Origin of the sequence: Sorangium sp. So ce362, from assembly GCF_051519845.1 — a bacterium.
Taxonomy (GTDB): domain Bacteria; phylum Myxococcota_A; class Polyangia; order Polyangiales; family Polyangiaceae; genus Sorangium.
Genome location: NZ_CP150332.1, coordinates 3,661,702 through 3,686,980 on the forward strand (window position 1 = coordinate 3,661,702; position 25,279 = coordinate 3,686,980).

At 73.7% G+C, this 25,279-nt stretch carries 18 protein-coding genes; 8 read left to right on the forward strand and 10 right to left on the reverse strand.

Annotated elements, in window-relative coordinates; all coding sequences use genetic code 11:
- Positions 1-9: 9 nt before the first annotated feature.
- Positions 10-1,206, reverse strand: coding sequence for a serine/threonine-protein kinase (locus WMF17_RS14430; protein WP_437650004.1), 1,197 nt, complete (start codon positions 1,204-1,206; stop codon positions 10-12).
- Positions 1,207-1,286: 80 nt separating this feature from the next.
- Here WMF17_RS14430 and WMF17_RS14435 point away from each other — a divergent pair, with 80 nt between their 5' ends.
- Together WMF17_RS14435 and WMF17_RS14440 are read left to right on the forward strand one after the other, a co-directional pair.
- Positions 1,287-2,024: a 2TM domain-containing protein gene (locus tag WMF17_RS14435; protein ID WP_437650006.1), complete on the forward strand. Its 738-nt coding sequence runs from the start codon at positions 1,287-1,289 to the stop codon at positions 2,022-2,024.
- Between the two features lie 50 nt (positions 2,025-2,074).
- Entirely contained in the window at positions 2,075-2,713 is a 639-nt protein-coding gene (locus WMF17_RS14440; protein ID WP_437602625.1) for a glutathione S-transferase, read from the forward strand.
- Positions 2,714-2,729: 16 nt separating this feature from the next.
- Here WMF17_RS14440 and WMF17_RS14445 read toward each other — a convergent pair whose 3' ends face one another.
- On the reverse strand, positions 2,730-3,365 hold the full coding sequence (locus tag WMF17_RS14445; protein WP_437650008.1) for a Uma2 family endonuclease: 636 nt from the start codon (positions 3,363-3,365) through the stop codon (positions 2,730-2,732).
- Between the two features lie 185 nt (positions 3,366-3,550).
- On the opposite strand from WMF17_RS14445, the gene WMF17_RS14450 reads away from it, so the two are divergent.
- The 4 genes from WMF17_RS14450 (at position 3,551) to WMF17_RS14465 (ending at position 14,485) form a co-directional block, all read left to right on the forward strand.
- A complete protein-coding gene (locus WMF17_RS14450) occupies positions 3,551-8,023 on the forward strand; it encodes a DEAD/DEAH box helicase (RefSeq protein ID WP_437650010.1) in 4,473 nt (1,490 codons plus the stop codon).
- A 98-nt stretch (positions 8,024-8,121) separates the two neighbouring features.
- Positions 8,122-9,696 carry a hypothetical protein gene (locus WMF17_RS14455; protein ID WP_437650011.1) on the forward strand — a complete coding sequence of 525 codons (1,575 nt, stop codon included), beginning with the start codon at positions 8,122-8,124 and terminating at the stop codon, positions 9,694-9,696.
- 270 nt (positions 9,697-9,966) lie between these two features.
- Positions 9,967-11,172, forward strand: a complete 1,206-nt coding sequence (locus WMF17_RS14460) for an efflux RND transporter periplasmic adaptor subunit (RefSeq protein WP_437650012.1) — start codon at positions 9,967-9,969, stop codon at positions 11,170-11,172.
- 1 nt (position 11,173) lies between these two features.
- Positions 11,174-14,485, forward strand: coding sequence for an efflux RND transporter permease subunit (locus WMF17_RS14465; RefSeq protein WP_437650014.1), 3,312 nt, complete (start codon positions 11,174-11,176; stop codon positions 14,483-14,485).
- A gap of 23 nt (positions 14,486-14,508) precedes the next feature.
- Here the strand turns inward: WMF17_RS14465 and WMF17_RS14470 are convergent, their stop codons facing one another.
- The 3 genes from WMF17_RS14470 to epmA all read right to left on the reverse strand — a co-directional run bounded on the left by WMF17_RS14470 (position 14,509) and on the right by epmA (position 16,876).
- On the reverse strand, positions 14,509-14,901 hold the full coding sequence (locus WMF17_RS14470; RefSeq protein WP_437602631.1) for a DUF423 domain-containing protein: 393 nt from the start codon (positions 14,899-14,901) through the stop codon (positions 14,509-14,511).
- Positions 14,902-15,041: 140 nt separating this feature from the next.
- Positions 15,042-15,593: a hypothetical protein gene (locus tag WMF17_RS14475; RefSeq protein WP_437602632.1), complete on the reverse strand. Its 552-nt coding sequence runs from the start codon at positions 15,591-15,593 to the stop codon at positions 15,042-15,044.
- Positions 15,590-16,876, reverse strand: a complete 1,287-nt coding sequence (epmA, locus tag WMF17_RS14480) for an EF-P lysine aminoacylase EpmA (RefSeq protein ID WP_437650016.1) — start codon at positions 16,874-16,876, stop codon at positions 15,590-15,592. The genes WMF17_RS14475 and epmA overlap by 4 nt, the downstream gene beginning before the upstream one ends.
- A 222-nt stretch (positions 16,877-17,098) precedes the next feature.
- Between epmA and WMF17_RS14485 the strand changes: the two genes are divergently transcribed.
- Together WMF17_RS14485 and WMF17_RS14490 are read left to right on the forward strand one after the other, a co-directional pair.
- The gene (locus tag WMF17_RS14485; RefSeq protein ID WP_437602634.1) at positions 17,099-19,354 is read left to right on the forward strand and encodes a hypothetical protein; all 2,256 of its coding nucleotides are present in this window, start codon (positions 17,099-17,101) and stop codon (positions 19,352-19,354) included.
- A gap of 129 nt (positions 19,355-19,483) precedes the next feature.
- Complete coding sequence (locus WMF17_RS14490) at positions 19,484-20,434, forward strand: alpha/beta hydrolase (protein WP_437650018.1); 951 nt, start codon at positions 19,484-19,486, stop codon at positions 20,432-20,434.
- Positions 20,435-20,575: 141 nt separating this feature from the next.
- Here WMF17_RS14490 and WMF17_RS14495 read toward each other — a convergent pair whose 3' ends face one another.
- The 5 genes from WMF17_RS14495 to WMF17_RS14515 form a co-directional block, all read right to left on the reverse strand.
- Complete coding sequence (locus tag WMF17_RS14495) at positions 20,576-21,049, reverse strand: hypothetical protein (RefSeq protein WP_437602636.1); 474 nt, start codon at positions 21,047-21,049, stop codon at positions 20,576-20,578.
- A 44-nt stretch (positions 21,050-21,093) separates the two neighbouring features.
- Positions 21,094-21,750 carry a CDP-diacylglycerol--glycerol-3-phosphate 3-phosphatidyltransferase gene (gene pgsA / locus WMF17_RS14500; protein ID WP_437602637.1) on the reverse strand — a complete coding sequence of 219 codons (657 nt, stop codon included), beginning with the start codon at positions 21,748-21,750 and terminating at the stop codon, positions 21,094-21,096.
- Positions 21,740-23,455, reverse strand: coding sequence for a tetratricopeptide repeat protein (locus tag WMF17_RS14505; RefSeq protein WP_437650020.1), 1,716 nt, complete (start codon positions 23,453-23,455; stop codon positions 21,740-21,742). Before WMF17_RS14505 ends, pgsA begins: the two co-directional genes overlap by 11 nt.
- Before the next feature lie 37 nt (positions 23,456-23,492).
- Positions 23,493-24,218 carry a 1-(5-phosphoribosyl)-5-[(5-phosphoribosylamino)methylideneamino]imidazole-4-carboxamide isomerase gene (gene hisA / locus WMF17_RS14510; RefSeq protein WP_437580247.1) on the reverse strand — a complete coding sequence of 242 codons (726 nt, stop codon included), beginning with the start codon at positions 24,216-24,218 and terminating at the stop codon, positions 23,493-23,495.
- 65 nt (positions 24,219-24,283) lie between these two features.
- Positions 24,284-25,276 carry a hypothetical protein gene (locus WMF17_RS14515; RefSeq protein ID WP_437650022.1) on the reverse strand — a complete coding sequence of 331 codons (993 nt, stop codon included), beginning with the start codon at positions 25,274-25,276 and terminating at the stop codon, positions 24,284-24,286.
- Positions 25,277-25,279 lie beyond the last annotated feature (3 nt).

Below are 25,279 nucleotides of genomic sequence, written 5' to 3' on the forward strand. Positions count from 1 at the left end.
CCCGGGCCGTCAGCGCCGGGCGCGGTGCGACGCGGGCGCGGCCGCGTCCTGCGGCTCGTCGCTCCAGTCGACAGCGATCGAGTCCTCCCTCACGCTCGCGGGGCCGTCCCACTCGACGGTGACCGAGTTGCCGCTCATGGACGGATCCTCGCTCCAGTCGACGGCGATGGCGTCGGCGACGGTCGGGCGGCTCGCGGGGCTCGTCGGGATCGTGATGGGCCCGTTGTCCTCGTCCGAGGCGGCCGGTGATCGCTGTCCGTGCAGCGTGATCGCGTCGGGATCGAGCGCGTGCGCGAACCGCGACGCGTACGGGGGCGGCTCGCCGCGCAGGAGGGCGAGCACGTCCTCGAGCATGCGGCGCGCGTCGGGGTAGCGCTGGTCGCGGTCGAAGGCGAGCGCGCGGTCGACGACGAGGCACACGTCGCGCGGCGCGAGCGGCGCGAGCGGCGCGAGCGGCGGCGCCGGCTCCCTGCCCATCTTCAGCAGGAGATCGAAGTCGGTGCTCGCCTCGTGCACGTGGCGGCCGGCGATCAGGCGGAACATTGTGGCGCCGACCGCGAACAGGTCGGCGCGGGTGTCGATGTCGCGGCCCTTGGCCTGCTCCGGCGGCATGTACGGCGTCGTGCCGAGCACGAGGCCCATCCGCGTGAGCTCCCCCTGGAGGCTGGAGTCCTGCCGGATGCGCGCGAGCCCGAAATCGAGGACCTTGATGCGCACGCCGCCGCCGGGCAGGGGCGTGGCCGCGGCGTCGTCGCGGACGACGTACAGGTTGGGCGGCTTGATGTCGCGGTGGATGATCCCCTGCGCGTGCGCCGCGCCGAGCGTGTCGAGCACCTGCGCGGTGAAGCGGAGCACCTCGCCCAGCGGGATGCCGCCGAGGCGGCGCTCGCGCTCGGCGAGCGACTCGCCCTCGAGCAGCTCCATCACCAGGAACGGCGCGCCGTCCTCGGCGACGTCGATGTCGCGGATCTCGACGGCGCCCGGGTGATGGAAGCGGTTCGCGGCCTGCGCCTCGCGCTCGAACCGGTCGCAGATCTCCTTCGACTTCGCGGCCTGGGGGTGCAGGATCTTGAGCGCGTCGCGGCGCCCGATGCGGTGGACGCCGACGTAGACGGCGGCCATGCCGCCGGCGCCGAGCAGCCGCTCCAGCGTCCACTTGTTGCGGATGGTGATCCCCACGCGTCGTAGGGCCGTGTCGCTGCTCATGAGGTCCTTGCGCCCATGGAAGCGGCGCGGCCGCACGCGGTCAAGCGTATGCTCCGCGCGCGCGGCGAAGGTAGAGAGCGATGGCGAAACCGGACAGGCAGAGCGGGCGGCGGTACACCGAGGCCGAGGTGCGGGCCATCCTGGGGCGCGCCCTGCGGGACGCGCAGGCGCGTGACGTCAGCCATGACGAGCTGGTCGCGGCGGCCGAGGAGATCGGCATCTCGCGGGACGCGATCGAGGCCGCGTCGCGCGACGTCGAGCATGTCCGGGGGGAGGAGGAGGCGCGCGCGGAGATCCTCGCGCGCCGGCGCAGGGGCTTCCGCTCGCACCTGTTCTCGTTCGTCGCCGTGAACGCGTTCCTCTTCGCGGTCAACGCGCTCACGCCCGGGCCGTGGTGGTTCTTCTGGCCGCTGCTCGCGTGGGGCCTGGGGCTCGCCTTCCATGCGCGCGCCGCGCTCTCCAGCGACGTGTCCCCGCGGCGGCTCCGGCGGGAGCTCGAGCGCAGCGCCGCGCGGGCGCGGCGGGAGCAGGAGCGGCGGCTGAAGGAGCAGCGCAGGGTCGAGCGCCTCGAGCGCAAGCAGCGCCTCGAGCGGAGCGCGGAGGAGCTCGGGCACGCCGTCGAGGAGGGCGTCGCGACGGTGCTCTCGCGGATCGCGCAGGAGATCCGCGGCAGCGCGCCGCCGGCGCCGCCGGAAGACGCGGCGCGCCGGTCGCGGATCGCGCCGCTCGACGAGGACGGCGCCGAGTCCGAGGCGCGCGGCGAGGAAGAGGAAGAAGAGGCGGATCGCGCGGCGCGGCAGGGTCGCGGCCGGCGCTGACGGCGCGGCGCGGCCGGCCGGCCGGACGTTGGCCGCCGAAGGAGAGACTCATGCGATTGATAGGAATGCTTGACTCGCCGTATGTCAGGAGGGTTGCCGTATCTCTGGAGTGTCTCCGCGTCCCGTTCGAGCACGAGGCGGTCTCGGTGCTCGCTACGTTCGAGAAGTTCCAGAGTATCAACCCGGTTGTGAAGGCGCCGACGCTCGTCTGCGACGATGGCGAGATCCTGATGGACTCGTCCTTGATTCTTCAGTTCATCGAGGCCTCGGCGACGCAAGGAAGAACCTTGTGGTCCGCAGATCCCATGGCAAGACAGCATGAGTTCCGGGCTGTAGGTCTGGCGCTGGCGGCCTGTGAGAAGAGCGTGCAGCTGATCTATGAGCGGAATCTCCGTCCCAGGGAGGCGCAGTACGAGCCGTGGTTGGAGCGTGTGACGGGCCAGCTGCTGGCGGCGTATTCGGGGTTGGAGGGCGAGGTTCAGCGCAGGCCGGAGGTGTTTTCGGCTCTGCACTGCCAGGCATCCATCTCGGCCGCCGTGGCGTGGCAGTTCACGCAGTCCATGCTGGCGTCGATCGTTCCGGCTTCGCGTCACCCTGGCCTGGTCAGCTTGTCGACGCGGCTTGAACGCACTCCCGAGCTCCAGAAGTATCCACCCGTCGGTCCCGGCGTGTCGGCGGCCAGCAAGTGACCGCGCGGCGCTGCCGCTACTCGGTCTCTCGCGCGCCGAGCGGCGCCTCGCCGGATTCAGGGCCGAGCCGCTCGACCTCGCTCCAGAGGGAGTCGAGGTCGAGCGTGAGCCCCTCGAGGCCCGGCACGCCGGAGACCACGCCGTCCGCCGCGGCGAGCGCGTGCACGTAGCGGCCGTCCGGGCCGAGCTCGAGGAGAGCGAGCGTCGCTGCCTGCGGGTCGATGAGCCAGTACCAGCGCACGCCGAAGCGCGCGTATTCGTGCAGCTTCTCCACGCGGTCCCGGCGCGCGTCGCGCGGCGAGGGAGAGATCACCTCGACCATGATGTCGGGCGGGACGTGGATCACGCCGCGGCGCGGCGGCTTGCGGCTCCCAGGCAGGTACGCGGAGGCGTCGGGCTTCCGGCCGGAGGAGGAGGTCACGGCGAACTTCGCCTCGGAGCCCAGCACAAGCCCGCCCCGCGAGATCAGCCAGCTCCGGAGCACCCCGATGACCCAGGTCACGATGACCTCGTGAACCGCGTCCGGCACCTCTTCCTCCGCGAGCACGCCATCCACGAGCTCGCCCGGCTCGTCTTCCGGCAAACAGGTCCAGCCGGCGAGGGTCAGCCTTGGCCTGGCCGGCGCCTCGCTGTCCGCGCTCTGCCTGATCACGACTGCGCGTTGCACCCTCACGACGGTGTCCAGCGTAGCACGCCGTCGTCGGCCTCCGAGAGCCTCGTCGTCCCGGCCCAGCGGCCGCCCGGCGCTCTCCTCTCCTCTCCTCTCCTCTCCTCTCCTCTCCTCTCCTCCCGCCCTCCCGCTTCCGCCCCACGGCCGCCCCGGCTACCCTCGACAGGATGTTTCACCCCGTCGTGGACCGGTGGTTCCGCGGTCGCTTCGGCGCCCCCGCCCCCGCGCAGGAGCGCGCCTGGCCGGTCATCGCGGCCGGACACGACACGCTGATCAGCGCGCCGACGGGCGCCGGCAAGACGCTCGCGGCCTTCCTCTTCTGCCTCGACCGGCTCGTCCGTGACGCGACGCGGGGCGCCCTCGAGGACCGCACCGACGTCCTCTATATCTCGCCGCTGAAGGCGCTCTCCCACGACGTCCACCGCAACCTCGAGCAGCCGATCGCCGAGATCTCGGCGGCCATGCGGGAAGCGGGCCTGCCCGCGCCGGGCATCCGGGCCGTCGTGCGGACCGGCGACAGCCCCGCGCAGGAGCGGCGCGCCATGGCCGCCCGGCCGCCGCACGTGCTCGTCACCACGCCGGAGTCGGCGTTCATCCTGCTGACGAGCGAGTCGGGGCGGCGCGCGCTCTCCGGGGTGCGCACCGTGATCCTCGACGAGGTCCACGCGATCGCCGGGGACAAGCGCGGCGCCCACCTCGCGCTCACGCTCGAGCGGCTCGAGGACCTTGTGGTCAGCCGCGGCGGCGCCCGGCCGCAGCGCGTGGGCCTCAGCGCCACGGTGCGCCCGATCGAGGTCGCCGCCCGGCTCGTCGCCGGCGCGCGCGAGCTGCCCCGGATCGTCGACGTCGGGCAGCGGCGAGACCTCGACCTCGCCGTCGAGGTGCCCCGCGACGAGCTCGGCGCGGTCTGCACGAACGAGCAGTGGACCGAGATCTACGACCGCATCGCGGCGCTCGCGGCGGGAGCGCGGTCGACCCTGGTCTTCGTCAACACGCGCCGCCTCGTCGAGCGGGTCGCGCACGCGCTCGCCGAGCGGATCGGCGAGGACGTCGTGGCGGCCCACCACGGCAGCCTCTCGCGGGCCCGGCGGCTCGCGGCGGAGCGGCGGCTCAAGGCGGGGGAGCTCCGCGTCGTTGTCGCGACCGCGTCGCTCGAGCTCGGCATCGACGTGGGCGCGGTCGACCTCGCCTGCCTCGTGGGCTCGCCGCGGTCGATCAACGTCGCCCTCCAGCGCATCGGCCGCTCGGGCCACGCGCTCGCCGCGACGCCGCGCGGGCGGCTCTTCCCGCTGACGCGCGACCAGCTCGTCGAGTGCGCGGCGATCGTGCGCGCGGCGCGGCGCGGCGAGCTCGACCGGATGGCGTCGCGCGAGGGGCCGCTCGACGTGCTGGCGCAGCAGATCATCGCGGCGTGCGCGTGCGAGGAGCGGGACGAGGAGGGGCTCTACGCGCTCGTCCGCCGGGCCGCGCCGTACGAAGGCCTGTCGCGACGCGACTTCGACGCGGTCGTGGCCATGGTGTCGGGCGGCGCCGCGGGCTCGGGCGACGAGGGCGCCTCCGCCGCCCGGGGCGCGCGGCAGCGGGCCGGGGCGCTCGTCTACCGCGACGCCATCGGGGGGCGGCTGCGCGGGCGGCGCGGCGCGCGGCTCGCGGCGCTCACGTCGGGCGGGGCGATCCCGGACATCGCGGCCGTGGACGTGGTGCTCCAGCCCGACGGCACGAAGGTCGGCACGCTCGACGAGGACTTCGCGATCGAGTCGTCCGGCGGCGACGTGTTCCTGCTGGGCAACACGTCGTGGCGCGTGCTCCGGCTGGAGGGCGGGCAGATGTGGGTCGAGGACGCCCACGGCGCCGCGCCGACCGTGCCGTTCTGGCTCGGGGAGGCGCCCGCGCGCACGCCGGAGCTCTCGGCCGAGGTCGCCGCGCTCCGCGCCGAGGTCGCCGCGCGCCTCGAGGAAGAGCGGGCCGAGGGCGCGCGGCCCGGGGCTCCGCGCGGCGAGGGCGGCGGCGAGGACGCGCGCGCGGCGCGATCGCGGGCGGCGCGCTGGCTCATGCAGGCGTGCGCGCTCGACGCGCGCGGGGCGCTGCTCGTGCGCGACTACATCGAGGCGGGGCGCGCGGCGCTCGGCGCGGTCCCGGGCGGGGCGACCGTCGTGGTCGAGCGCTTCTTCGACGAGGCCGGGGGGCAGCAGATCGTCGTCCACGCGCCGCTCGGCGGCCGCGTGAACCGCGCGCTCGGGCTCGCGCTCCGCAAGCGCTTCTGCCGCTCGTTCGACTTCGAGCTCCAGGCGGCGGCGACCGACGACGGCGTGCTGCTCTCGCTGTCGGCGGAGCACGGGATCCCGATCGAGGAGGTGCTGGATCTCGTCCGCCCCGAGGGCCTCGAGGAGGTGCTCGTCCAGGCGGCGCTCCAGGGCCCGATGTTCCGCACGCGCTTCCGCTGGGCCGCGTCCCGCGCGCTGGCGCTGCTCCGCTTCCGGGGGGGCCGGCGGGTGCCGCCGGCGCTCCAGCGCATGCGCGCCGACGACCTGCTGCTCTCGATCTTCCCCGAGCAGCAGGGGTGCCAGGACAACCACGGGCTCTTCGCGCACGTCGAGCCGCCGGACCACCCGCTCGTGCGCGAGGCGCTGCGCGACTGCCTGACCGAGCTGATGGATGTCGAGGGGCTGCGCGGGCTGCTCGTCGGCCTGCGCAGCGGGGCGATCCGGGTCGTGGCGCTCGACACGCCGGAGCCGAGCGTCTTCTCGCACGAGATCCTGAACGCGAACCCCTACGCGTTCCTCGACGACGCCCCGCTGGAGGAGCGGCGCGCCCGCGCGGTCCGGGTGCGGCGCGGGCTCCCGGCGGAGGTCGCCGAGCGGCTGGGCGGGCTCGATCCGGAGGTCATCGCCGAGGTGATCGCCGAGGCGCGGCCGGACGCGCGCGACGCGGACGAGCTGCACGAGCTCCTGCTCGACCGGGTCGCGCTCCCCGCCGAGGAGGGGGGCCGGAGCGGCTTCGCGCGGCTCTTCGAGGCGCTCTGCGCCGCGGGGCGGGCGGCGGAGGTGCGCGCCGCGACCGGCGCGGGCGCGGGCGCGGGCTCGCCGCGCGCGCCGCGCTGGGTCGCGACCGAGCGGCGGCCGCTGGTCGAGGCGATCTGGCCGGAGGCGGTGTTCGCGCCCGACGTCGCCGTGCCGCCCGCGCTGCGCTCGGCCGCGGGGCCGGCTGACCGCGGCGCCGCGATCACGGCCCTCGTGCGCGGCTTCCTGAGCGCCGCGGGGCCGGTCTCGACCGAGGAGCTCGCGCGGCGGCTCGACGTGCCCGCGGACGAGGCGCTGTCCGCGCTCGCGCGGATCGAGCTCGCGGGCGGCGCGCTGCGCGGGCGCTTCCGGTCGAGCGCGCCGGCGCGCCCGGCGCAGGCCGGCGCGGGCGAGGCGGGCGCGCCGGGCGATCGGCGCGACCCGTGCGATCTGTCGATCGAGTGGTGCGACCGCCGCCTCCTCGCCCGCATCCACCGCCGCACCGTCACGGGCTTGCGCAAGGCGATCGAGCCGGCGACCGCGGCGGAGCTCCTCCGGTTCCTCCTTGCGTGGCAGGGCGTGGCGCCGGGCACCCAGGCGCGCGGGCCGGGGGGCCTCGGGCGGGTGATCGAGCAGCTGCAGGGCTTCGAGCTCGCCGCCGGGGCGTGGGAGCGGGAGGTGCTGCCCGCGCGCGTGGCCGGTTACGACGAGGGGCTGCTCGACGCGCTCTGCCTGTCCGGCGAGGTGGCCTGGGGCCGCGTGGTCCCGCGCGACGCGGCGGCGCCCACGCGCGCGGCGCCGATCACGCTCGCGCTTCGCCGCGATCTCCCGTGGCTCCTCGCGCCCCGGGAGGCCGACGGCGAGCCGCCGCCGGCGTCGCTCTCGGAGGCGGCGCAGGGCGTGCTGTCGTTCCTGTCGCGCGCGGGCGCGTCGTTCTTCGAGGACATCGTCGCGGGCGCGGGCCGGTCCCGGTCCGAGGTGGAGGAGGTGCTCTGGGAGCTCGTCGCCGCCGGGCTCGTGACCGGCGACGGCTTCGCGGCGCTGCGCTCGCTGCTCGGCGGCGGCGCCGCGTCCGTCGCGCTGGGCGCCGGGCGGCTGCGGGGCGGGGCGCGCCGGGCGGGCCCTGTCGCGTCGGGCAGGTGGTCGCTCCTGCGGGCGCGCCCGGAGGCGTCCGCGCCCGCCACCGGCGCCGCCGGGGACGGGACCGACGGCCCCGACGTGGTGGAGGCGCTGGCGCACCAGTACCTCCGCCGCTACGGCGTGGTCTGCCGCGAGCTGCTCGCGCGCGAGCCGCGGCCCCCCGCGTGGAGGGACCTGCTCCGGGTCTACCGGCGGCTCGAGATGGCGGGGGAGCTCCGCGGCGGCCACCTCATCGCCGGCTTCGTGGGCGAGCACTTCGCGCTGCCGGAGGCGCTCGACGCGCTCCGCGCCGTCCGGCGAGCGCCCCCGTCCGGCGAGATCGTCCAGCTGAGCGCGTGCGATCCGCTGAACCTCGTGGGCATCGTCACGCCCGGGCCCCGCATCCCGGCCGCGCTCGGTCATGGGGTGATCTACCGGGATGGAGTCCCGCTCGCGCCCATCGCCCCGGCGACGGGCGAGCGGCCCCGGGCGCTGGCGGCGTTCTCGCGAGCAGCGGTGTGAGCTGCGCGCCGCGCTCATCGCCTCCTCCCCGACAGCGTCGAGCGGCAGCGCGCGGTTTCAAGGAAACCCCGCGCCCGCACCCTTTATATACTCCAGGGATGCGCTCACTCGACAACGGCATTCATGTCCGCGCCCTCGTGGTGCTCTCGATCGCCGCCCTCGGCGCCGTGGCCTGCTCGCCCAAGGTGAGAAATTACGGCGATGGAAGCGGTGGCGTCGGTGAGGGTGGGGAGGGCGGCGGCGGCGCTGGTGACGGCGGCGCTGGCGGCGCTGGCGCTGGCGGCGGAGAGGGCGGCGCTGGCGGCGGAGAGGGCGGCAGCGGCGGCGAGGGCGGCGCCCCGGTGGGGCCGGGGCGGTTTCAATGGGCGCTCCAGATCGGCGAGAACGGCTTCGACTCGGCCGCGAGCGTCGCCGTGGACTCCGACGGGAACCCGATCGTCATCGGGCGGTTCTCCGGCGCGATCGATCTCGGCGGCGGCCCCATCGTCGCGCAGGGCGGCTCCGGGTCGTATCTCGCGAAGTTCGATCGCGACGGCAAGCACGTCTGGAGCAAGTCGTTCGGCCTGAACCTCGCCGGCGGCCAGCACGTCGCCCACGGCCTCGGCGACGCGGTCTTCGTGGGAGGGAGCTATTTCCGGAACCTCGATTTCGGCGGCGGACCGCTGCCCGAGAGCAGCGGCGGGCTCGGGCTCGCGAGGTTCGAGAGCGGCACCGGCAACCACGTCTGGAGCAAGGGGTTCGGCGATCAGTATGTGAAGGAGCTCAAGTACGTCGCCTTCGGCGGCATGGGGACGGTCCTCATCTCCGGTTCCATCGGCGGCACGGCCGATTTCGGCGGCGGGCCGATCGGTGACGAGATCAGCGGCAATGCGGTGTATGTCGCCAAGCTGGACTCGGGGGGCAAACACGTCTTCACGATATACATCGATGACGAGAGGGCGTCGCTCGGGGCCGGCGGGCTGGCCGCGGACGCGGAGGGCCATGTCGCGATCGCGGGCACGTTCGATCAGAACTTCAACCTCGACCCGAGGGCGAGGCCCTTCGTCTCCAACGGAGGACGCGATATCTTCTTTGCCAAGCTCGATCCGAAGGGCGCGCTGCTCTGGCAGAAGGCGTTCGGAAACAGTCTTTACGACGCGGCCTCTCAGGTGGCCTTCGACGCCGCAGGGAACGTGTTCCTGGCCGGGATGTTCCAGGGGAGCGTCGATTTCGGCGGCGGGCCGCTCGTCGCGCTCGGCACGAAGCCGAATTTCTTCGTCGCCAAGTTCGATCCGGCGGGGAAGCACCTTTACAGCCGGGGCTTCGGCGACTCCGAGCAGCAGGACGTCGCGTCGATCGCGGTGGATCCGGCGGGCAACGCGGTCATCACGGGGACCTTCCTCGGGAGCATCGATCTCGACGGCACCGTCCTCGAGAGCCAGGGCACGGTCGAGGATCCGAACGGATCCCGCAGCGGAGGCGATATCTACATCGCGAAGCTCGGGCTGGACGGCAAGCACCTCTGGAGCCGCCAGATCGGCGATCCCGATGTGCAGGCGGCGGGGGGCGTGGCCCTCGGTCCCAAAGGCGAGGTGTTCGCCGTCGGCTCGTTCCGCGGCACCGTGGATTTCGGCGGCGGCCCCGTGACCACGCGCGGCGAGACCGATGGCTACCTGGTGAAGCTTGGCCCCTGAGCGCCGCCCGCCGCGGGAGCTGCCTCTCCGCCGCCCGACCGGAGCTCGCGCCCTGGTCCAGAACGATCGCGGCGCGGCCAGCGCATCGGCGACAACCGCCTCGGCGTGCCTGCGCGTACGTTGCGCCCCAACGATGATGCGTCAATATCCTGTCGCAACACACGCTCGGGGGGGCGTTCTTGGTGATTCGAGGCCACCGACATGTGGATTGCCCCCCCCGCGCTCCGCCGATCCTTTACCTCCGTCCGCCGCTCCCCCAGTCAGCTCAGGGTGTTCTGGACATCCTGGGCCGCGCTCCTGGCTGTACTTCTGCAGTGCGCTGCGTGCGACAAGGAGGCAGCGCCTCGGCCTGAAGGCGCGAAGGCGGAGAAGCCTGGGGCCGGCGCCAAGGAGGTGACGCTCGCGCCGGTGACGGAGCTCGTCATCGAACAGACCATCGACATCTCGGGGACCCTGGACGCCGATGAGCAGGTGACGCTCGGGGCCAAGGTGCCGGGCCGCCTCGCATCGATCTCGGTCGACCTGGCGAGCCCGGTCAAGAGAGATCAGGTCGTCGCCCAGCTGGAGGCGAGGGATTACGAGCTGCGCATCGAGCAGGCCGGGGCCGCGCTGGCGCAGAGCCGCGCGCAGCTCGGCTTGCCGGCGGACGGTCCCGATGAAGAGCTCGATGTCGAGGGCACGGCGATCGTGAGGGAGTCGCTCGCGACGTCGAAGGAGGCGCAGGCCAACCTTGTGCGCGCGCGGAGCCTCGCCAGGGAAGGGCTGATGTCGGGCATGGACCTCGACGCGGCCGAGGCGGGGGCGGTCCGCGCGGAGGCGGCCGTGCAGTCGGCGCGGGAGGAGGTGCGGATCCGCCAGGCGGCGGTGCGCCAGCGGCGCTCGGAGCTGCGCATGGCGCGGCAGCAGCTCGCCGACGCCATGGTGCGGTCGCCGCTCGACGGCGTCGTCCAGGTGCGGAGGGCGAGCGTCGGCCAGTACCTCGCCGCGGGGGCGCCGATCGTGGAGGTCGTCCGGATCGACCCCCTGCGGCTGCGCGTGGCGATCCCGGAGCTCGAGGCGGCCGCCGTGCGCGCGGGGCAGGCGGTTCGCGTGAAGATCCCGGGAGACGACGTGAGCTACGAGGGGACGGTCGCGCGCCTCGCGCCCGCGCTCGACCCGCAGAGCCGGACCTTGCTCGTGGAGAGCGACATCAAGAACCCCGGCCACCTGCGGCCTGGCAGCCTCGTCAGCGCGCAGATCGCCGTGACCGCGAGGCCGGTGCCGACCGTGCCGGCGACCTCCGTCGTCCGATTCGCCGGCCTCACGAAGGTGATCACGGTCGAGGACGGCAAGGCGAAGGAGAAGCAGGTCACCACCGGCAAGACGGCGGGCGATCGGGTCGAGATCGTGTCCGGTCTCGCGGTGGGAGAGTCGGTCGTCGCACGGCCCGGGTCGCTCCAGCAGGGGCAGCCGGTGCGCGTGGTGGAGGGCGGCTAGGATGCAGACGCTCGCCAGGATCTGCATCCAGCGGCCCGTGTTCGCCGCCATGCTGGCGCTCGCCCTCGTGGTCGTCGGCGCGGTGGCCTATTTCAAGCTGGGCGTGGACCGCTTCCCCGCCGTGGATCTGCCGACGGTCTCGGTCCGCACGACGCTCCCCGGCGGCGCGCCCGAGGACGTCGAGGCGGAGATCTCGGAGGAGATCGAGGCGGCGGTCAACACCGTCGAGGGGATCACCGAGCTCCGCTCGATCTCGTCGAGCGGCACCTCGGTCGTCATCGCCACCTTCAACCTCGATCGCGACGTCGACTCGGCGGCGCAGGACGTGCGCGATCGCGTGCAGGCCGCGCTGCGCCGCCTGCCGGTGGGCACCGATCCGCCCATCATCGCGAAGCAGGACAACGACTCGACCCCGGTGATGTCGATCGCGCTCTCCGCCGATCGATCGATCCGGGAGCTCACCGAGGTGGCCGACAAGCTCGTGCGGGTGCAGCTCGAGCGCTCGTCGGGCGTCGGCGAGGTGCGCGTCGTGGGCGGGCAGGAGCGCGCGATGAAGATCTGGCTGAACGCTGACCGGCTCGCCGCGTACGGCCTCCCGATCACGGCCGTCCGCGACGCCATCGTCCAGCAGAACGCGAACATCCCTGCGGGCAACGTGACGGGGAAGGAGGAAGAGCGGACGCTGCGCACCATGGGCCGCCTCGAGAGCGTGGGGGCCTTCAACGACATGGTCGTCGCCAGCGTCGACGGGCGGCCCGTCCGGGTGCGCGACGTCGGCCGCGCCGAGGACGGCACCTACGAGCAGCGCTCGCTGGCCCGCCTCGACGGCAAGCCCACCGTCGTCCTCCACGTCGTGCGGCAGTCGGGCGCGAACACCGTCGCGGTGATCGAGGCCGTGAAGGCCAACCTGGCGGCGCTCTCCGAGCAGCTGCCCGAGGACGTGCGGCTCGAGGTGATCCGCGATCAGTCGGGCTACATCTACACCGCGCTGCGCGAGATCAACGTGCACCTCGTGCTCGGCAGCATCCTGGCGTGCGCGGTCGTCCTCTTGTTCATGCGGTCGTGGCGGTCGACGATCATCGCGGGGATCGCCATCCCGACGTCGGTCGTCGCGACGTTCGGCATGATGTGGGCGCTCGACTTCACCCTGAACAGCGTGACGATGCTGGCGCTCGTGCTGATGGTGGGCATCGTCATCGACGACGCCATCGTCGTCCTCGAGAACATCTTCCGGTTCGTCGAGGAGAAGAAGATGGATTCCTTCGAGGCGGCGCGGGCCGCCACGCAGGAGATCGGGCTCGCCGTGCTCGCGACGACGCTGTCGCTCGTCGTCATCTTCGTCCCCGTGTCGTTCATGTCGTCGATCTCGGGGCGGTTCCTGTTCCAGTTCGGGATCACGGCCACGGTGGCGATCCTCGTGAGCCTCCTCGTCAGCTTCTCGCTGACCCCGATGATGAGCGCGCGCCTGCTCCGCAAGGAGGGGACCCACGCCCACGGCGCGGGCGAGGCGGGGGGCGGGGGCGAGGCGGCGGCGCGCCCGGGCTTCTACGGGCGGCTCGAGGCCGGGTACCTGCGCGCCCTCGCGTTCGCGATGCGGCACCGCGTGCTCGTGTCGGCCGGCGCCGTCCTGGTGATGGCCTCGGCGGCGCCGCTCTACGGGCTCGTGAAGCAGGAGTACATCCCCTCCGGCGCGGACGACGCGGAGTTCGAGATCCGCGTCACGGCCCCGCTCAGCGCGAGCATCGACGCGATGGACGACGTGATGCGGCGCATCGGCGACGACGTCCGCGGGGTGCGCGGGGTGCGGAGCGTGCTCGCCACGGCGGGCGGCGGCTTCATCGGCGGGGTCAGCTCGGGCGAGGCCTTCGTCCGCATCGCCCCGCACGACGAGCGCACGTTCTCCCTGACGCGGCTGTTCCGGGAGACGTTCTCCGGCAATCCCCTCCGCGCGTTCAGGGACAACTACTCGCAGAACGAGGTGATGCAGGAGGTGCGACGCAAGCTGCGCAAGTACTCCGATCTCCGGATCTCGGTCCGCAACGTGCCGTCGTTCAACATCGGCGGCGGGAATTTCGAGATCGACTTCGCGATCCAGGGGCCCGACATCGAGGCGCTCGAGCGCTACGCGAACGAGCTCCGGGAGCGCTCAGCGCAGCTCGGCGGCATCGTCGACGCGGACGTGACGCTGAAGATCGACCGGCCCGAGCTGCGGGTGCTCATCGAGCGCGAGCGCGCGGCGGAGCTCGGGGTGCGCACGCAGGACATCGCGACCGCGCTGCGCCTGATGGTGGGGGGAGACGACGCGGTCTCGCGCTTCCGGGACGAGGCCGCCAACGAGAACTACGACGTGCAGCTGCGGCTCGTCGAGGAGGACCGCGATCGGCTGTCGGCCGTCCGCCGCCTGTACGTGCCCCGGTCGGTGCGCGCGACGGCGGCGCCGCAGGCGGGCGGCTCAGGCGGCGCGACCGCGTCGGCCGGATCGCCGCTGCTCCGGGGCGATCTGGTGCGCCTCGACAACCTGGTGCGCATCGAGGAGGCGAGGAGCCCGTCGCGCATCGACCGGCTCGATCGCCAGCGGGTCTCGAGCCTGCGGGCCGGCGTGGCGCCCGGCTACGCGCTGGCCGACCGGCTGGAGGCGCTGCGCGGGGCGGCGCGGGAGATGGACATGCCCGCGGCGTACACGACCAGCGTGCGCGGCCGCGGCGCGGAGCTCGAGCGCACGTTCGGGGAGTTCATCTGGGCGTTCCTCCTGTCGATCGTGCTCATGTACATGATCCTGGCGTCGCAGTTCGAGAGCCTCGTCCACCCGGTCACGATCCTGCTCTCGCTGCCGATGGCGGTGCCCTTCGCCCTGCTCAGCCTGTGGGCGACCGGGAACACCCTCAACCTGTACTCGGCGCTCGGCTTCCTGGTGCTGTTCGGCGTGGTGAAGAAGAACTCGATCCTCCAGGTCGACCACATGAATAAGCTCCGCGCCGAGGGGGGCATGCCGCGCGCTGAGGCGATCCTCCAGGCGAACCGCGATCGGCTGCGGCCGATCCTGATGACCACGCTGGCCCTTGTCGCGGGCATGCTCCCGCTCTGGCTGGGCACGGGGCCCGGGGCCGAGGAGCGCCACGCGATCGCCGTGGTGGTCATCGGCGGCCAGTCCCTGAGCCTGCTGCTCACCCTGATCGTCACGCCGGTCTCGTACTCGCTGCTCGACGATCTCGCGCACAGCGAGCGCTGGGGGCGCGCCCGGGCCCGCATGGCCTCCTTCCGCGAGCGGGCGTCCGCGCGGCTCGGCCGGCTTGTCGCGCGCAGGACGATGTAGGCGGGGCGCTGGGCCCGGGCGCCTCAGCCCTTCGCGAGCCCGAGCGCGGCCACCGCCACCGCGCCCCAGCCGGCGAGCAGGAATACCCCGCCGATCGGCGTGACCGCGCCGAGGACGCGGACGCCGGTCAAGGTCATCACGTAGAGGCTGCCGGAGAAGAGCAGCACGCCGGCCGCGAAGCAGAAGCCGGCGGTGGTGGCCGCCGCCCCGCCGGTGCGCGCGGCGAGGTGGGCGGCCAGCGCCAGCGCGAGCGCGTGGAGGAGGTGGTACAGGGAGCCCGTCTGCCACCAGGAAGCGCGCAGCGCGCCGTCCGGGAGCGCGTCCAGCTTCGCCTTGAGGCCGTGAGCGCCGAAGGCGCCGAGCGCCACCCCGAGGAACCCGTAGACGCCCGAGAGCAGGAAGAAGAGCCGTTCCATATCGGGCGTGGAGCTTAGTCCATGACCGGAGCGCGTCACGAGGCGCGCTCGGCCTCCACGCGCCCGCGACGGGCTCGCGTCGACCTTCGAGGTGCAGGAGGACGGCTCGTCGACACGGACGAGCGGGAGCGCGAGGCGCGTCAGCCGCCCTGCGCCGGCCGTCGCGGGAAGATCGTCTCCCGGATCTCGGCGGTCGACGCGCCGGACTGCGCCGCGAGGCGGCCGAGGACGAGGCGGTTCAGCCGGCCGTCCGGCGGCGTCTTGACCGCGATCACGAAGGCGGCGTCGACCGCCACGCCGGCGTGCCTCGCCGCCCGCTCCGCGAGCGCCGCCGCCTCGCTCTCGGAGAGCGCCTGCCGCCGCGCGACGCGGATCTTCACGTAGAGCGCCGCCCGCATCAGCGTGTGGTAGCCGTGTATCCACGCCATCCAGCGCTCCTCCGCGCCCCCGGCGAGGGCCCGCGCCAGCGCGTCGTGGCGCCGCTCGATCTCGTCGAGCGGCAGGTTGTCGAGCTCGTTCAGCGCGCCGGGGAACTCCCCCGCGAGCGCGCGGAACACCTCCTTGGCCGGGATCGCCTCGCCGGCCGCCCGCGCGCGCCGGAGCTCCGCGAGCGCGCGGTACTTGCGGGCGAGCTGCGACAGGACCTCCGGCGAGAGGCGCTCGCCGCCGTCGGGGGGCGTCGCGGCGCTCACAGCCAGCCGTGGGGGAAAGCGAGGACGTCGCCGATCGACGCGGCGCCGAGGCACAGCGCGACGAGGCGATCGACCCCGAGCGCGTTGCCCGCCGCCGGCGGCATCCCCTCCTCGAGCGCGTCGAGGAAGCGCTCGTCGATCGGGTAGACCGGCTTGCCCTGGGCCGCCCGCGCCGCCTGATCGGCGAGGAGCCGCGCGCGCTGCTCGACCGGGCAGGTCAGCTCGCCGAAGCCGTTGCAGAGCTCGACGCCCGCGACGTAGAGCTCGAACCGCTCGCACACCCGGGGATCGCCCGGCTTGAGCCGCGCGAGCGACGCGAGCGGCGCGGGGAAATCGACCAGGAACACCGGGTGGGGCAGCGCCGCGATCGCCGGCTCCACCTGGTCCACGAGCAGGCGGAAGAACCGCTCCTCGTCGCGCGACGCGAGCGCGATCGCGTCGTCCGCGGGCACGCCCGCCCACCGCGCGAACGCGTCGCCGACCGAGATGCGCGGGAACGGCGGCGTGAGGCGCACCTGCCTGCCGGCCGCCGAGAGCGTCCCGTCCGCGTCGAGCGCGGCCGCGACGCGCTGCACGATCGCCTCCGTGTCGGCCATCACGTCGTCCACCCCGGCGAAGGCGCGGTACCATTCGAGCATCGTGAACTCCGGGTTGTGCCTGTCCCCGAGCTCCCCGCGCCGGAAGCAGCGCGCGAGCTGGAAGCAGCGCGGGACGCCGCCCGAGAGCAGCCGCTTCATCTGGTACTCCGGGCTCGTGATCAGGAACGTCGGGCGCGCCGCCTCGACCGCGAACGCGTCGAGGTGCAGGTCGAGCCCGGGGGAGGGGACCATGCTCGGCGTCTCCACCTCGAGGAACCCGCGCTCGGCGAACAGCGCCCGCACCGCCGCGAGCGCCGCCGCGCGCCGCGCGAGCGCCGCGCCGCGACCGCGGTGGATCGCCCGCTCCGTCTCGCTCGACGGCGGCGCCGCGGCCCCCGCGCGCCCCCGCGGCGGCCTCCGCGGCGCGATCCGCTCGACGAGCCGCGCCGCGGCGAGCGCGCCGCCGGCCGGCGCCCCCTCGACGACCGCGAGATCGCCGGCCTCGATCGGCGACGCGGGCGCGCCCTCCAGCGCGACACGCACCGCGCCGAAGGCGTCCCCGAGCACGACGGCGCCCTCCGCGACCTCGAGCACGCGGCCGCCGACGCGCACCCTGCCGGGCAATGTCGCACCGCCGGAGACGATGTCGCTCGGAGCGAACGTCGACGGGAGCTCAGTCAAGAAGTTTGTTTCGGGGAGAGCCACGGGATCCTGCGCCGGGTGTGCCGGAGACATAACACGCATGTTGACCCAAGACGTCAGGCAAGGAGCCAACCGCCGCTACAACTCGTTACTTTCCGAGAGGACGCCGCGTCGCGCCTCCTTGATGACCCAACGTAACTCGATACGTTGGTCGCGCTCGTCGGTCCGGCCCCGCCGCGCCTCACGCGAGCGCCGCTAGCAGAAATCCAGCCGGAGAGAAGAACCATGAGACGACAGCTGATCTTGCTTCCGTTGACCGCGCTCGCAGCTCTGGCCGCTGCGGGGTCGGCTGCCGCGTCCGACTGGCACACCGTCACCGCGGCGCCGGGCGCGCCCGCTGCGGACCTGTCCTCCCGCCGCACCAGCGGCGGCGCGCGCGGCGCGGCGGAGACGTATCTGAAGCACGCGGCTGCCGAGCTCCGGATCGAGGGCGTCTCGCTGGGTTACGAGAGAGAGCTCCAGGACGGCGATCACCGCACCGTCCGGTTCGCGCAGTTCCACGCCGGACACCCCGTGCTCGGCGGCGCCGCGGCGGTCCAGGTCGCCCCGGAGGGCCGCGTGGAGGTCGTGGTGCTCGACGTGGCGCGCGGCCTGTCGGTCCCGGCGGCGCCGAAATACAGGGAGGAGGCGGCGCGGAGCGCGGTCGAGGCGACCTACGGGATGACGCTGGCGGAGCGGCCGAGCGCGGCGCTCGCGGTGTTCCCCGAGGCGGAGACGGGCGGCAAGCTCGTCTGGGTCGTCGATGTCCGGTCGGAGCTCGGCGGCGAGCGCTTCCTCGTGGACGCGCACGCCGGCAAGATCGTCCACCGGCGGTCGCTCGCCGTCCACGCGCGGGGGCGCGTCTACCCGATCAGCTCCGCGGTCACGCCGCAGCTCGAGGATCGTGAGCTCGTCGGCCTCGACGCGGCGGACCCTCAGACCTTGAGCGGCTGGAACGGCAACTTCAAGGTGGCGAACTACGTGGGTGGCGACCTCGTGGGCGGCGTCTCGCTCACCCTGGAGCAGAGCGTCGGGCCGAACGCGGGGGAGGACTTCCTCTACGATCCGCCGACGAGCGCGGACGACGCGAAGGACCAGTTCGCGCAGGTCGGCGTCTATTACCACCTCACCCGGATGCGCGATTACTTCACGAAGGCCCACCAGCTCGACATGGGGGCGCCAGGCTGGAAGCTCGTCGCGGTCGCCAACATGCTGGAGTCGGGCCGGCCGATGGACAACGCGTTCTTCTCGCCGCAGGGCACGGAGGCGCCCTTCCGCGCGCCGAACCTCATCGCCATCGGCCAGGGCTCGCGCTTCGACTTCTCGGACGACTCCGACGTGTTCCTCCACGAGTTCACCCATTACGTCACTGCCAACGCGGTCGGCTACAACGATGGCCAGTTCGCCGTCAACGAGTACGGGCTCTCTCCCTGGGCCGGCAGCATCGATGAGGGCATCGCGGACTACTTCGCCTGCACCGTGAACGGCGACGCCACGCTCGGTGAGGCGTCGCTCGCGCCCTTCGGCGCGGAGCGCGATCTGTCGGACAACGTCAAGACATGCCCCGACGATCTGGTCGGCGAGGTGCACGAGGATGGCGAGCTCATCGGCAGCCTCGCGTGGTCGTTGCACGAGAAATTCGGGGCCGATCTGGGCGACAGGCTCGTGTGGAGCGCGCTGACGCTGCTGACCCGCAACGCCTCGCTCGGCGACTTCGCCAAGGGGCTGAAGAGGGCGGCCGACAAGCTGGTGAGCACCGGCGAGCTCACGGCGGCGGACGCCAGCGCCGTCGAGGCGCTGATCGAGAGCCGGGGCCTGGACGACTGCGAGGAGGTGCTCGACCTGAGCGGGGGCAAGCTGCGCAGGACGCAGATGTTCGGCATCGACTCGCTGGTCTACGGGACCGGGGCGTCGTGCACGGAGTGGCGCCGGCAGCTCAGCCTCCAGAGCCTCTTCCACTTCAAGAGCACGCCGGATCGGACCGCGAAGGGCATCCGCTTCACCGTGCAGCTAGAGCCCCACGGCGGCGCCGACCTCGAGTGGGGCATCTACGTGAGGACCGCCCGGCACGTCGGCTTCACGATGGGCGACATGCTGCCGGAGGCCACGAGCTACGATTACAGCGTCGAGGCGATCACGGACACGTACGGTGAGATCGTCATCGACGAGACGTCCGATCCGCCGTTCGATCCCACGCAGACGTACTACATGGTGATCGGTCACGGGAACTGCCCGGCCACCGCCGTCACGGTGGAGAGCGCCGATCTCGGGGTCGAGCCGCCGCCGGTGGACCCGGTCGAGCCGGAGCCGGAGCCCGGCGCGACGGGCGGCGCGACGCCGGACCCGACCGACCCGGCCGAGGAGACGCCTGCAGCGGGGTGCGCGTGCCGCGCCGCCGAGCCGAGCGCGCCGCTCGCCCCGTGGACGGCGCTCTCCGGGGTCGCCCTCGCCGGAGCGGCCGTGCTCAGGCGCCGCGTGCGCGCGCGACGGACGCAGGGCTGAGGCGGCCGCGCGACGTGGGAGGTGGTGCGACGCACCGGCGCGCCGCCCCTCGCGGCGCTTGCCCCTACCGCGAGGGGCGGGCGCTCGGCTAGAGTGCGGCCTCCCCCTCGTCTCGACACGGGAGCGCCCATGCCTCTTGATCCCAAGTCCCAGGTGCTGCTTGACATGCTCTCGGGACCGCCGATCTTCTCGGTGCCGGTCCGCGAGGCGCGCGCCGCCGCGATCCAGCTCGCCGCCGCGATGCCGGCCAGCGAGGCGGTCGGACGCGTCGAGGAGCGCGCGATCCCGGGCCCGCTCGGCGACATCGCGGCGCGGATCTACTGGCCCGCGGGCGCGACCGCGGGCGCCCTGCCGATCGTCGTTTACTTTCACGGCGGCGGCTGGGTGCTCTGCAACCTCGACACGCACGACGGCGTCTGCCGCTCGCTGACGAACCTCGCCGGCTGCATCACGGTGTCCGTCGACTATCGCCTCGCCCCCGAGCACAGGTTCCCGGAGCCGCTCGGGGACTGCCTTGCGGCGGTGGGATGGGTGGCCGACAACGCCGAGCGCCTCGGGGGCGATCCGGCGCGCGTCGCGGTGGCCGGCGACAGCGCGGGGGGCAACCTCGCCGCCGCCGTCGCGGTCGCGTCGCGCCAGCGCGGCGGTCCGGCGCTCGTCCACCAGGTGCTGTTCTACCCGGCGCTCGACGCGCGCTGCGACATGCCGTCGTGCCGGTCGCTGAGCGAAGGCTACATGCTCACGGCCGCCGAGATGCGCTGGTACTGGGACAGCTACCTCACGAGCGACGCCGACCGGGAGAACCCGCTCGCGTGCCCGCTGCGCGCGCGCGACCTCGGGGGGTTGCCCGGGGCGACCGTGATCACCGCGGAGTACGATCCGCTGCGGGACGACGGCGAGACGTACGCCGCCCGCCTGAAGGAAGCAGGCGTCCCCGTGGAGCTCAAGCGGTTCGACGGCGTGCTCCACGGCTTCGTCCTGGTGGCCCCCCTCGTCGATCTCGCGCAGGGCAAGGAGGCGCTCGCCTTCGCGGGCGCGTCGCTGCGGCAGGCCTTCGCGCAGCCGGCGCCTCGGGCCTGAGGCGGCCGTGCCGCGCGCCGGGAGCGGCCTGCCGGCGGAGCGAGACGCCCTGACGAGGCGGGCCAGGACGGCCGGCGCACGGCACGGAGCGCCCGTGCGCCTTGCTTCCGTGACCGTGATGCGGCGTCCGCGTCCGCTGCGCTAGCGTCCGCCGTTGCCGCCGCTGCCTCCGGAGCCGCCGTTGCCTCCGGAGCCGCCGCTGCCTCCGGCGCCGCCGTTGCCGCCGGCGCCGCCGCTGCCTCCCGCTCCGCCGCTGCCGCCGGAGCCGCCGCTGCCTCCCGCTCCGCCGCCGGTGCCCGCCCCGCCGCCGGCGGTGCCTGCACCACCCCCCGTGCCGCTCGCGCTGGTCGTCGTGGTGCTCGTCGTCGGATCCTGGGTGGGATCGCAGACCTGCGTTATCACGTCGGGCCTGCAGCAACGGTGTTGTTGCTGCTGCTGGCCGATACCCCTGCACTCGAGGCCATCCGCGCAGTCCTCGTTGCCGTTCGCAATTTCGCAGGGCTCGCCCTCTTGCTGGTCGCTGCAGCTCGCGGCGGAGGCGACGATCGCCGCGGCGAGCGCGGCCAGGAGGAGCGCGGGGCGCAAGGCGTTGCGCGATGTCTTCAGGGCTTTCACGCGCGCTGGTCTAGCAGAACCACGCGGGCTTGCCTATTGCCCATCTACGGCGGAGGAGCCGGCCGGTTCTTCGCGTCGATGGCGTCGATGAACAGGCCCATGTACTGCGCGGCGCTCGTGATCGAGAAGACGAGCGATAGATAGATGAGCAGCCGGCCGACGTGCACCACGTCGACCTCCCCGAAGTCGACGCCGAGGTGGATGTGGTACGGGTAGCCGAGGATCAGGCAGATGATGCCGATCATCTGCAGCGCTGTCTTGATCTTCCCGCCGTCGCCCGCCGCGATGACGAGCCCCTCCGTCGACGCGATCGAGCGGAGCGCCGTGATCGTGATCTCGCGCGAGATGAGCAGCACCACCGCCCACGCCGGGATCCGGCCCATCGGGACGAGCCACACCAGCGTGGCGGAGACGATGAGCTTGTCGGCGAGCGGATCGAGGAACTTGCCGAGCACGCTCACGAGGCCCTGCCGCCGCGCCAGGTAGCCGTCGAGCATGTCCGTGATCGCCGCGAGCGAGTAGACGCACGCGGCCCAGAAGCAGTCCCGCGGCGTGCCCCTCGAGAGGAGCAGGAGGACGGCGGGGATCATGAGGACCCGCGCGAACGTGAGCAGGTTCGGGAGGTTCTTCGCGTCCTCCCAGAGCGTCCTCCGCCGCTGCGCCTTGATGCCCCGCAGGGACGTGCCCGCGCTAGCGACCATCGACAAGAACCATCCCCTCTCCACCGAACGTCACGAAGCCCTGCTGCCCTCCGGGCGCCTCGGCCGCGGGCAGCGTGCGCGGCAGGAGCCGGCCCATCCACCCGAGCACCGCGGTCGCGCGCGTCGACGTCGGCCGCGACGGGGTGATCTCCAGCGCCGCGGCGCGCTCGGGCACCGAGATCACCATGTGGCCGCGGCCGCGCAGCTGCACCATCGCGACCGCCTCGCCGTCGCCGGCCGGCAGGCGGCCGTTCTCGTAGCCGATCGGCAGCTCGAAGCCGACGAGGACGTCCTCGCGCAGGTAGATCGGCTCTTCCCCGAGCGTCACGGCGTGGAGCCGCCGCCCCTCCGGCGCGCCGAGCACGAGCTCGCAGCGCGCGGCGATCTCGACGAAGGGCGTGCTCGGTCCGCCGAGCGGCTCGTCGAAGATGCGGCCGCGCGCCTGCCGCTTCAGCACGTGCGTGGCGGTCCCGGGGTGCATGCTCATCGTGCGCAGCGCGTCGAGCCGGGCCACGAAGCCCTTCGTGGCCTGCACGAGGACGACGCCGCTCGCGTGCCGCGCGACCGCGACGTCGCGCGGGAAGATGAGCAGCCGCTCGCGCGCCACCGCCAGCAGCGTCTCCGGCGGCTGCACCGCGAGCGGCGTCGTGGACGGCGGCGGCGTCCCAGGCGCCACCGTGGGGGGCGGCAGCGACGACGACCGCGCGGCGGCCTTCCTGCTCGCCAGCGCCGCGTCCCCGGTCGCGGGGACGGCGACCGTGAAGCGGCCCGTGATCGAGTGCTCCTCCGGCCCGATCGAGCCGCGGCGCACGCCAGGCGCAGCGCCCCCTGCGGGCGGCGCCTGGACCGCCGGCATGGACGGGACCGTCGGGGCCGCGCCGCCCCGCGGGCCAGGCGAGCGGGACGCGCCGGCCGCGCTCGCCGCGCCGGCCGCGCGGCCGTCCGCCCCGAGGCTCCGGAGCGACGGCGGCGCCGGGATGGTCGGCATCGTCTCGCGGCCAGGCTCGATCGCCGACCAGGTCCCGGACGGGATGCGCGGCAGATCCGAGTCGTGCCGGAAGCCCGCGCTGGCGCGATCCAGCGCCTGCACCGCCTCGCCCGCGGCGCGCTGCACCTCGGCCCTCGCCTCGGCCCTCGCATCGGCCCTCGCCTCGGCCTTGGCCTCGACCGGCGGCTGGTCCTCGGTGTCGGGCGGCTCGATCGGGTACCTTCCCGTGGCGCCGCTCGTCATGTCGAGCAGGCGGCGCGCCATCGCGTCATGGCCGCCCGCCGCGAACGCGTGGCTCGCGCGCTCGTAGTCGCCCATGCGCTGGAACGCGAGCCCGAGATAGCCCCAGGCGCGCTGGTGCTTCGGGTTCTGCTCGAGCGCCCTCTCGAGCTCGGAGCGCGCCTGCGCGGGCTGCCCGGTCTTGAGGTACGAGAGCGCGAGGTTGATGCGCGGCTCGACCGCGTCCGGGTGGGCCTGGATCAGCCGCTCATAGATCGCGATCGCCCGCGGATAGAGCCCCAGCCGGAAGTAGACGATCCCGAGGAGGTCCTGCCCCTTGGGATCGCTCGGCTGGAGCGAGAGGGCGCGCTCGAGCTCCGCCTTCGCGGCGTGGACCCGGTTGTCCTGCAGGAGCTCGCTGCCCCGGTGCAGGTGGAACAGGAACTCTTCCGCTGCGACTTCGCGGGTGGAAGGCCGGGGGTCGTCGCGCTCGGGCATCGTCGGGTGGAGCGTACACGAAAACGCACACGCGCCGTCAGGCGCTCGCCGCCTCGATCGCCTCGGCGAGCGTGAAGGCCCCCTCGTAGAGCGCGCGGCCCACGATGACGCCGCTCACGCCGGGGATCTGCGCGAGCGCGCGCAGATGAGCCAGCGAGCCGACTCCGCCGGAGGCCAGCACGGGGAAGCCGCACGAGCCGGCGAGCTCACGGGTGGCCTCCAGGTTGGGGCCGACCTGCGTCCCGTCGCGGGAGACGTCGGTATAGAGTAGCGCGGCGATGGGGGAGCCGGCGAGCGCGTGGGCGACGTCGAGGGCCGTGACGGACGAGACCTGCTCCCAGCCCTGCACGGCCACGCGCCCGTCCTTGGCGTCGACGGCGACCACGACGCGCCCCGGGAAGCGGCCGGCGAGGTCGCGCACGAGCGCGGGATCGTTCACCGCGGCGGTCCCGAGCACGATGCGATCGGCGCCGAGCTCGAGGTAGCTCTCGGCGGCGGCGGCGGAGCGGATGCCGCCGCCCACCTGCACGCTGCCCCCGTCCACGCCGAACGCCGCGACGACGGCGCGGACCGCGTCGGCCTGCACGGGGCGGCCGGCCCGGGCCCCTTCCAGGTCGACCACGTGCAGCCGATCGCAGGCGCGGCGGAGGCGGGCGGCGAGCGCGGCCGGGTCCTGGTCGTAGACGGTGACCTGATCGTAGCGTCCTTGATGGAGGCGCACGGCCTGGCCTCCGAGAAGATCGATGGCGGGGATGAGCTGCACGCGGCGGGTCTAGCGCGCCTCCGCGCCGGCGGGTAGAGGCGGCGAGGGCGCGCGCGGCCGCCGCGTCACCACACCCCGCTCGCCCCGAGCACCACGCCCTGCGGCCCGGCCGCGAGCACCCCTGCGCGGATCCGCCTTGACGTCGCGCCGGCGGTCGGCTCGCGCTGCGTCGGCTCGGTCAGGTAGAGCACCGCGGCCGCCCCGAGCCCGGCCAGCCCCACGCCGAAGCCGATCGTGCTCACGAGCCCCGTGGTGCTCGCGCTGTCGGCGGCGTCCATCCCCGCCTGATCGCAGGCCGTCTCGTCGCTCACGCCGATCCCGCTGCCGCAGTGCTCCTCGACGACGCTCTTCTTGCCCAGCGTGAGCGCGCCCGTGATCCCGCCGATCACGAGCCCCGCCGCGCCGACGCCGCCGGCCACGACCATGGCCGCTCGCCGGCCCGAAAGGCCGCCAGCGGGGGGCGCCGATGTGTCCTTCACCTGCAGCTCGACCCGCTTCTTCTCGCCCTGGGCGAGCTGGATCCGCGTCTCCCAGACGGGCCCTCCCGGCGCCTGGGTCGACACGACGTGCTCTCCCGGCTCCGCCGGCACGCCCGCGCCGAGCGCGGCGCTGTCCACCACGCGGCCGTCGCGCTTCACGACCGTCCCTGCGGGGGCGCCCGGCGGGAGGGCGAGCGAGAGCTCCGGCACGAGCCGGGCCAGCTTGTCGTGCTCCTGCCTGGCCACCTTCGGTCGCTCCCCTTGCCGGCTCTTCTGCTCCGGCGTCAGCTGATCGACCTGCGCGAGGTACTCGCCGAAATGCGTGAACGCGGCGGCGATGCGGCCCGAGCGCGACTCGCAGATCGCCAGCGTGAACAGCGCCCCCAGCTTGGGCTCGATCCGATGGCTCTCGGCGATCGCCTCGCAGCCCGTCTCGTACCGGCCTGCCTCCATGTCGGCGAGGCCTCGGTTGAAGAGGGCCTCCGCCGCCGCGCTGTCCTGCGCCGCGGCGGGGGCCGCGGCGGCGAGCGGGCAGAGGACGAGGGCGAGAGCGGCAATCCGGCGCAGGCATCGTGTCATGTT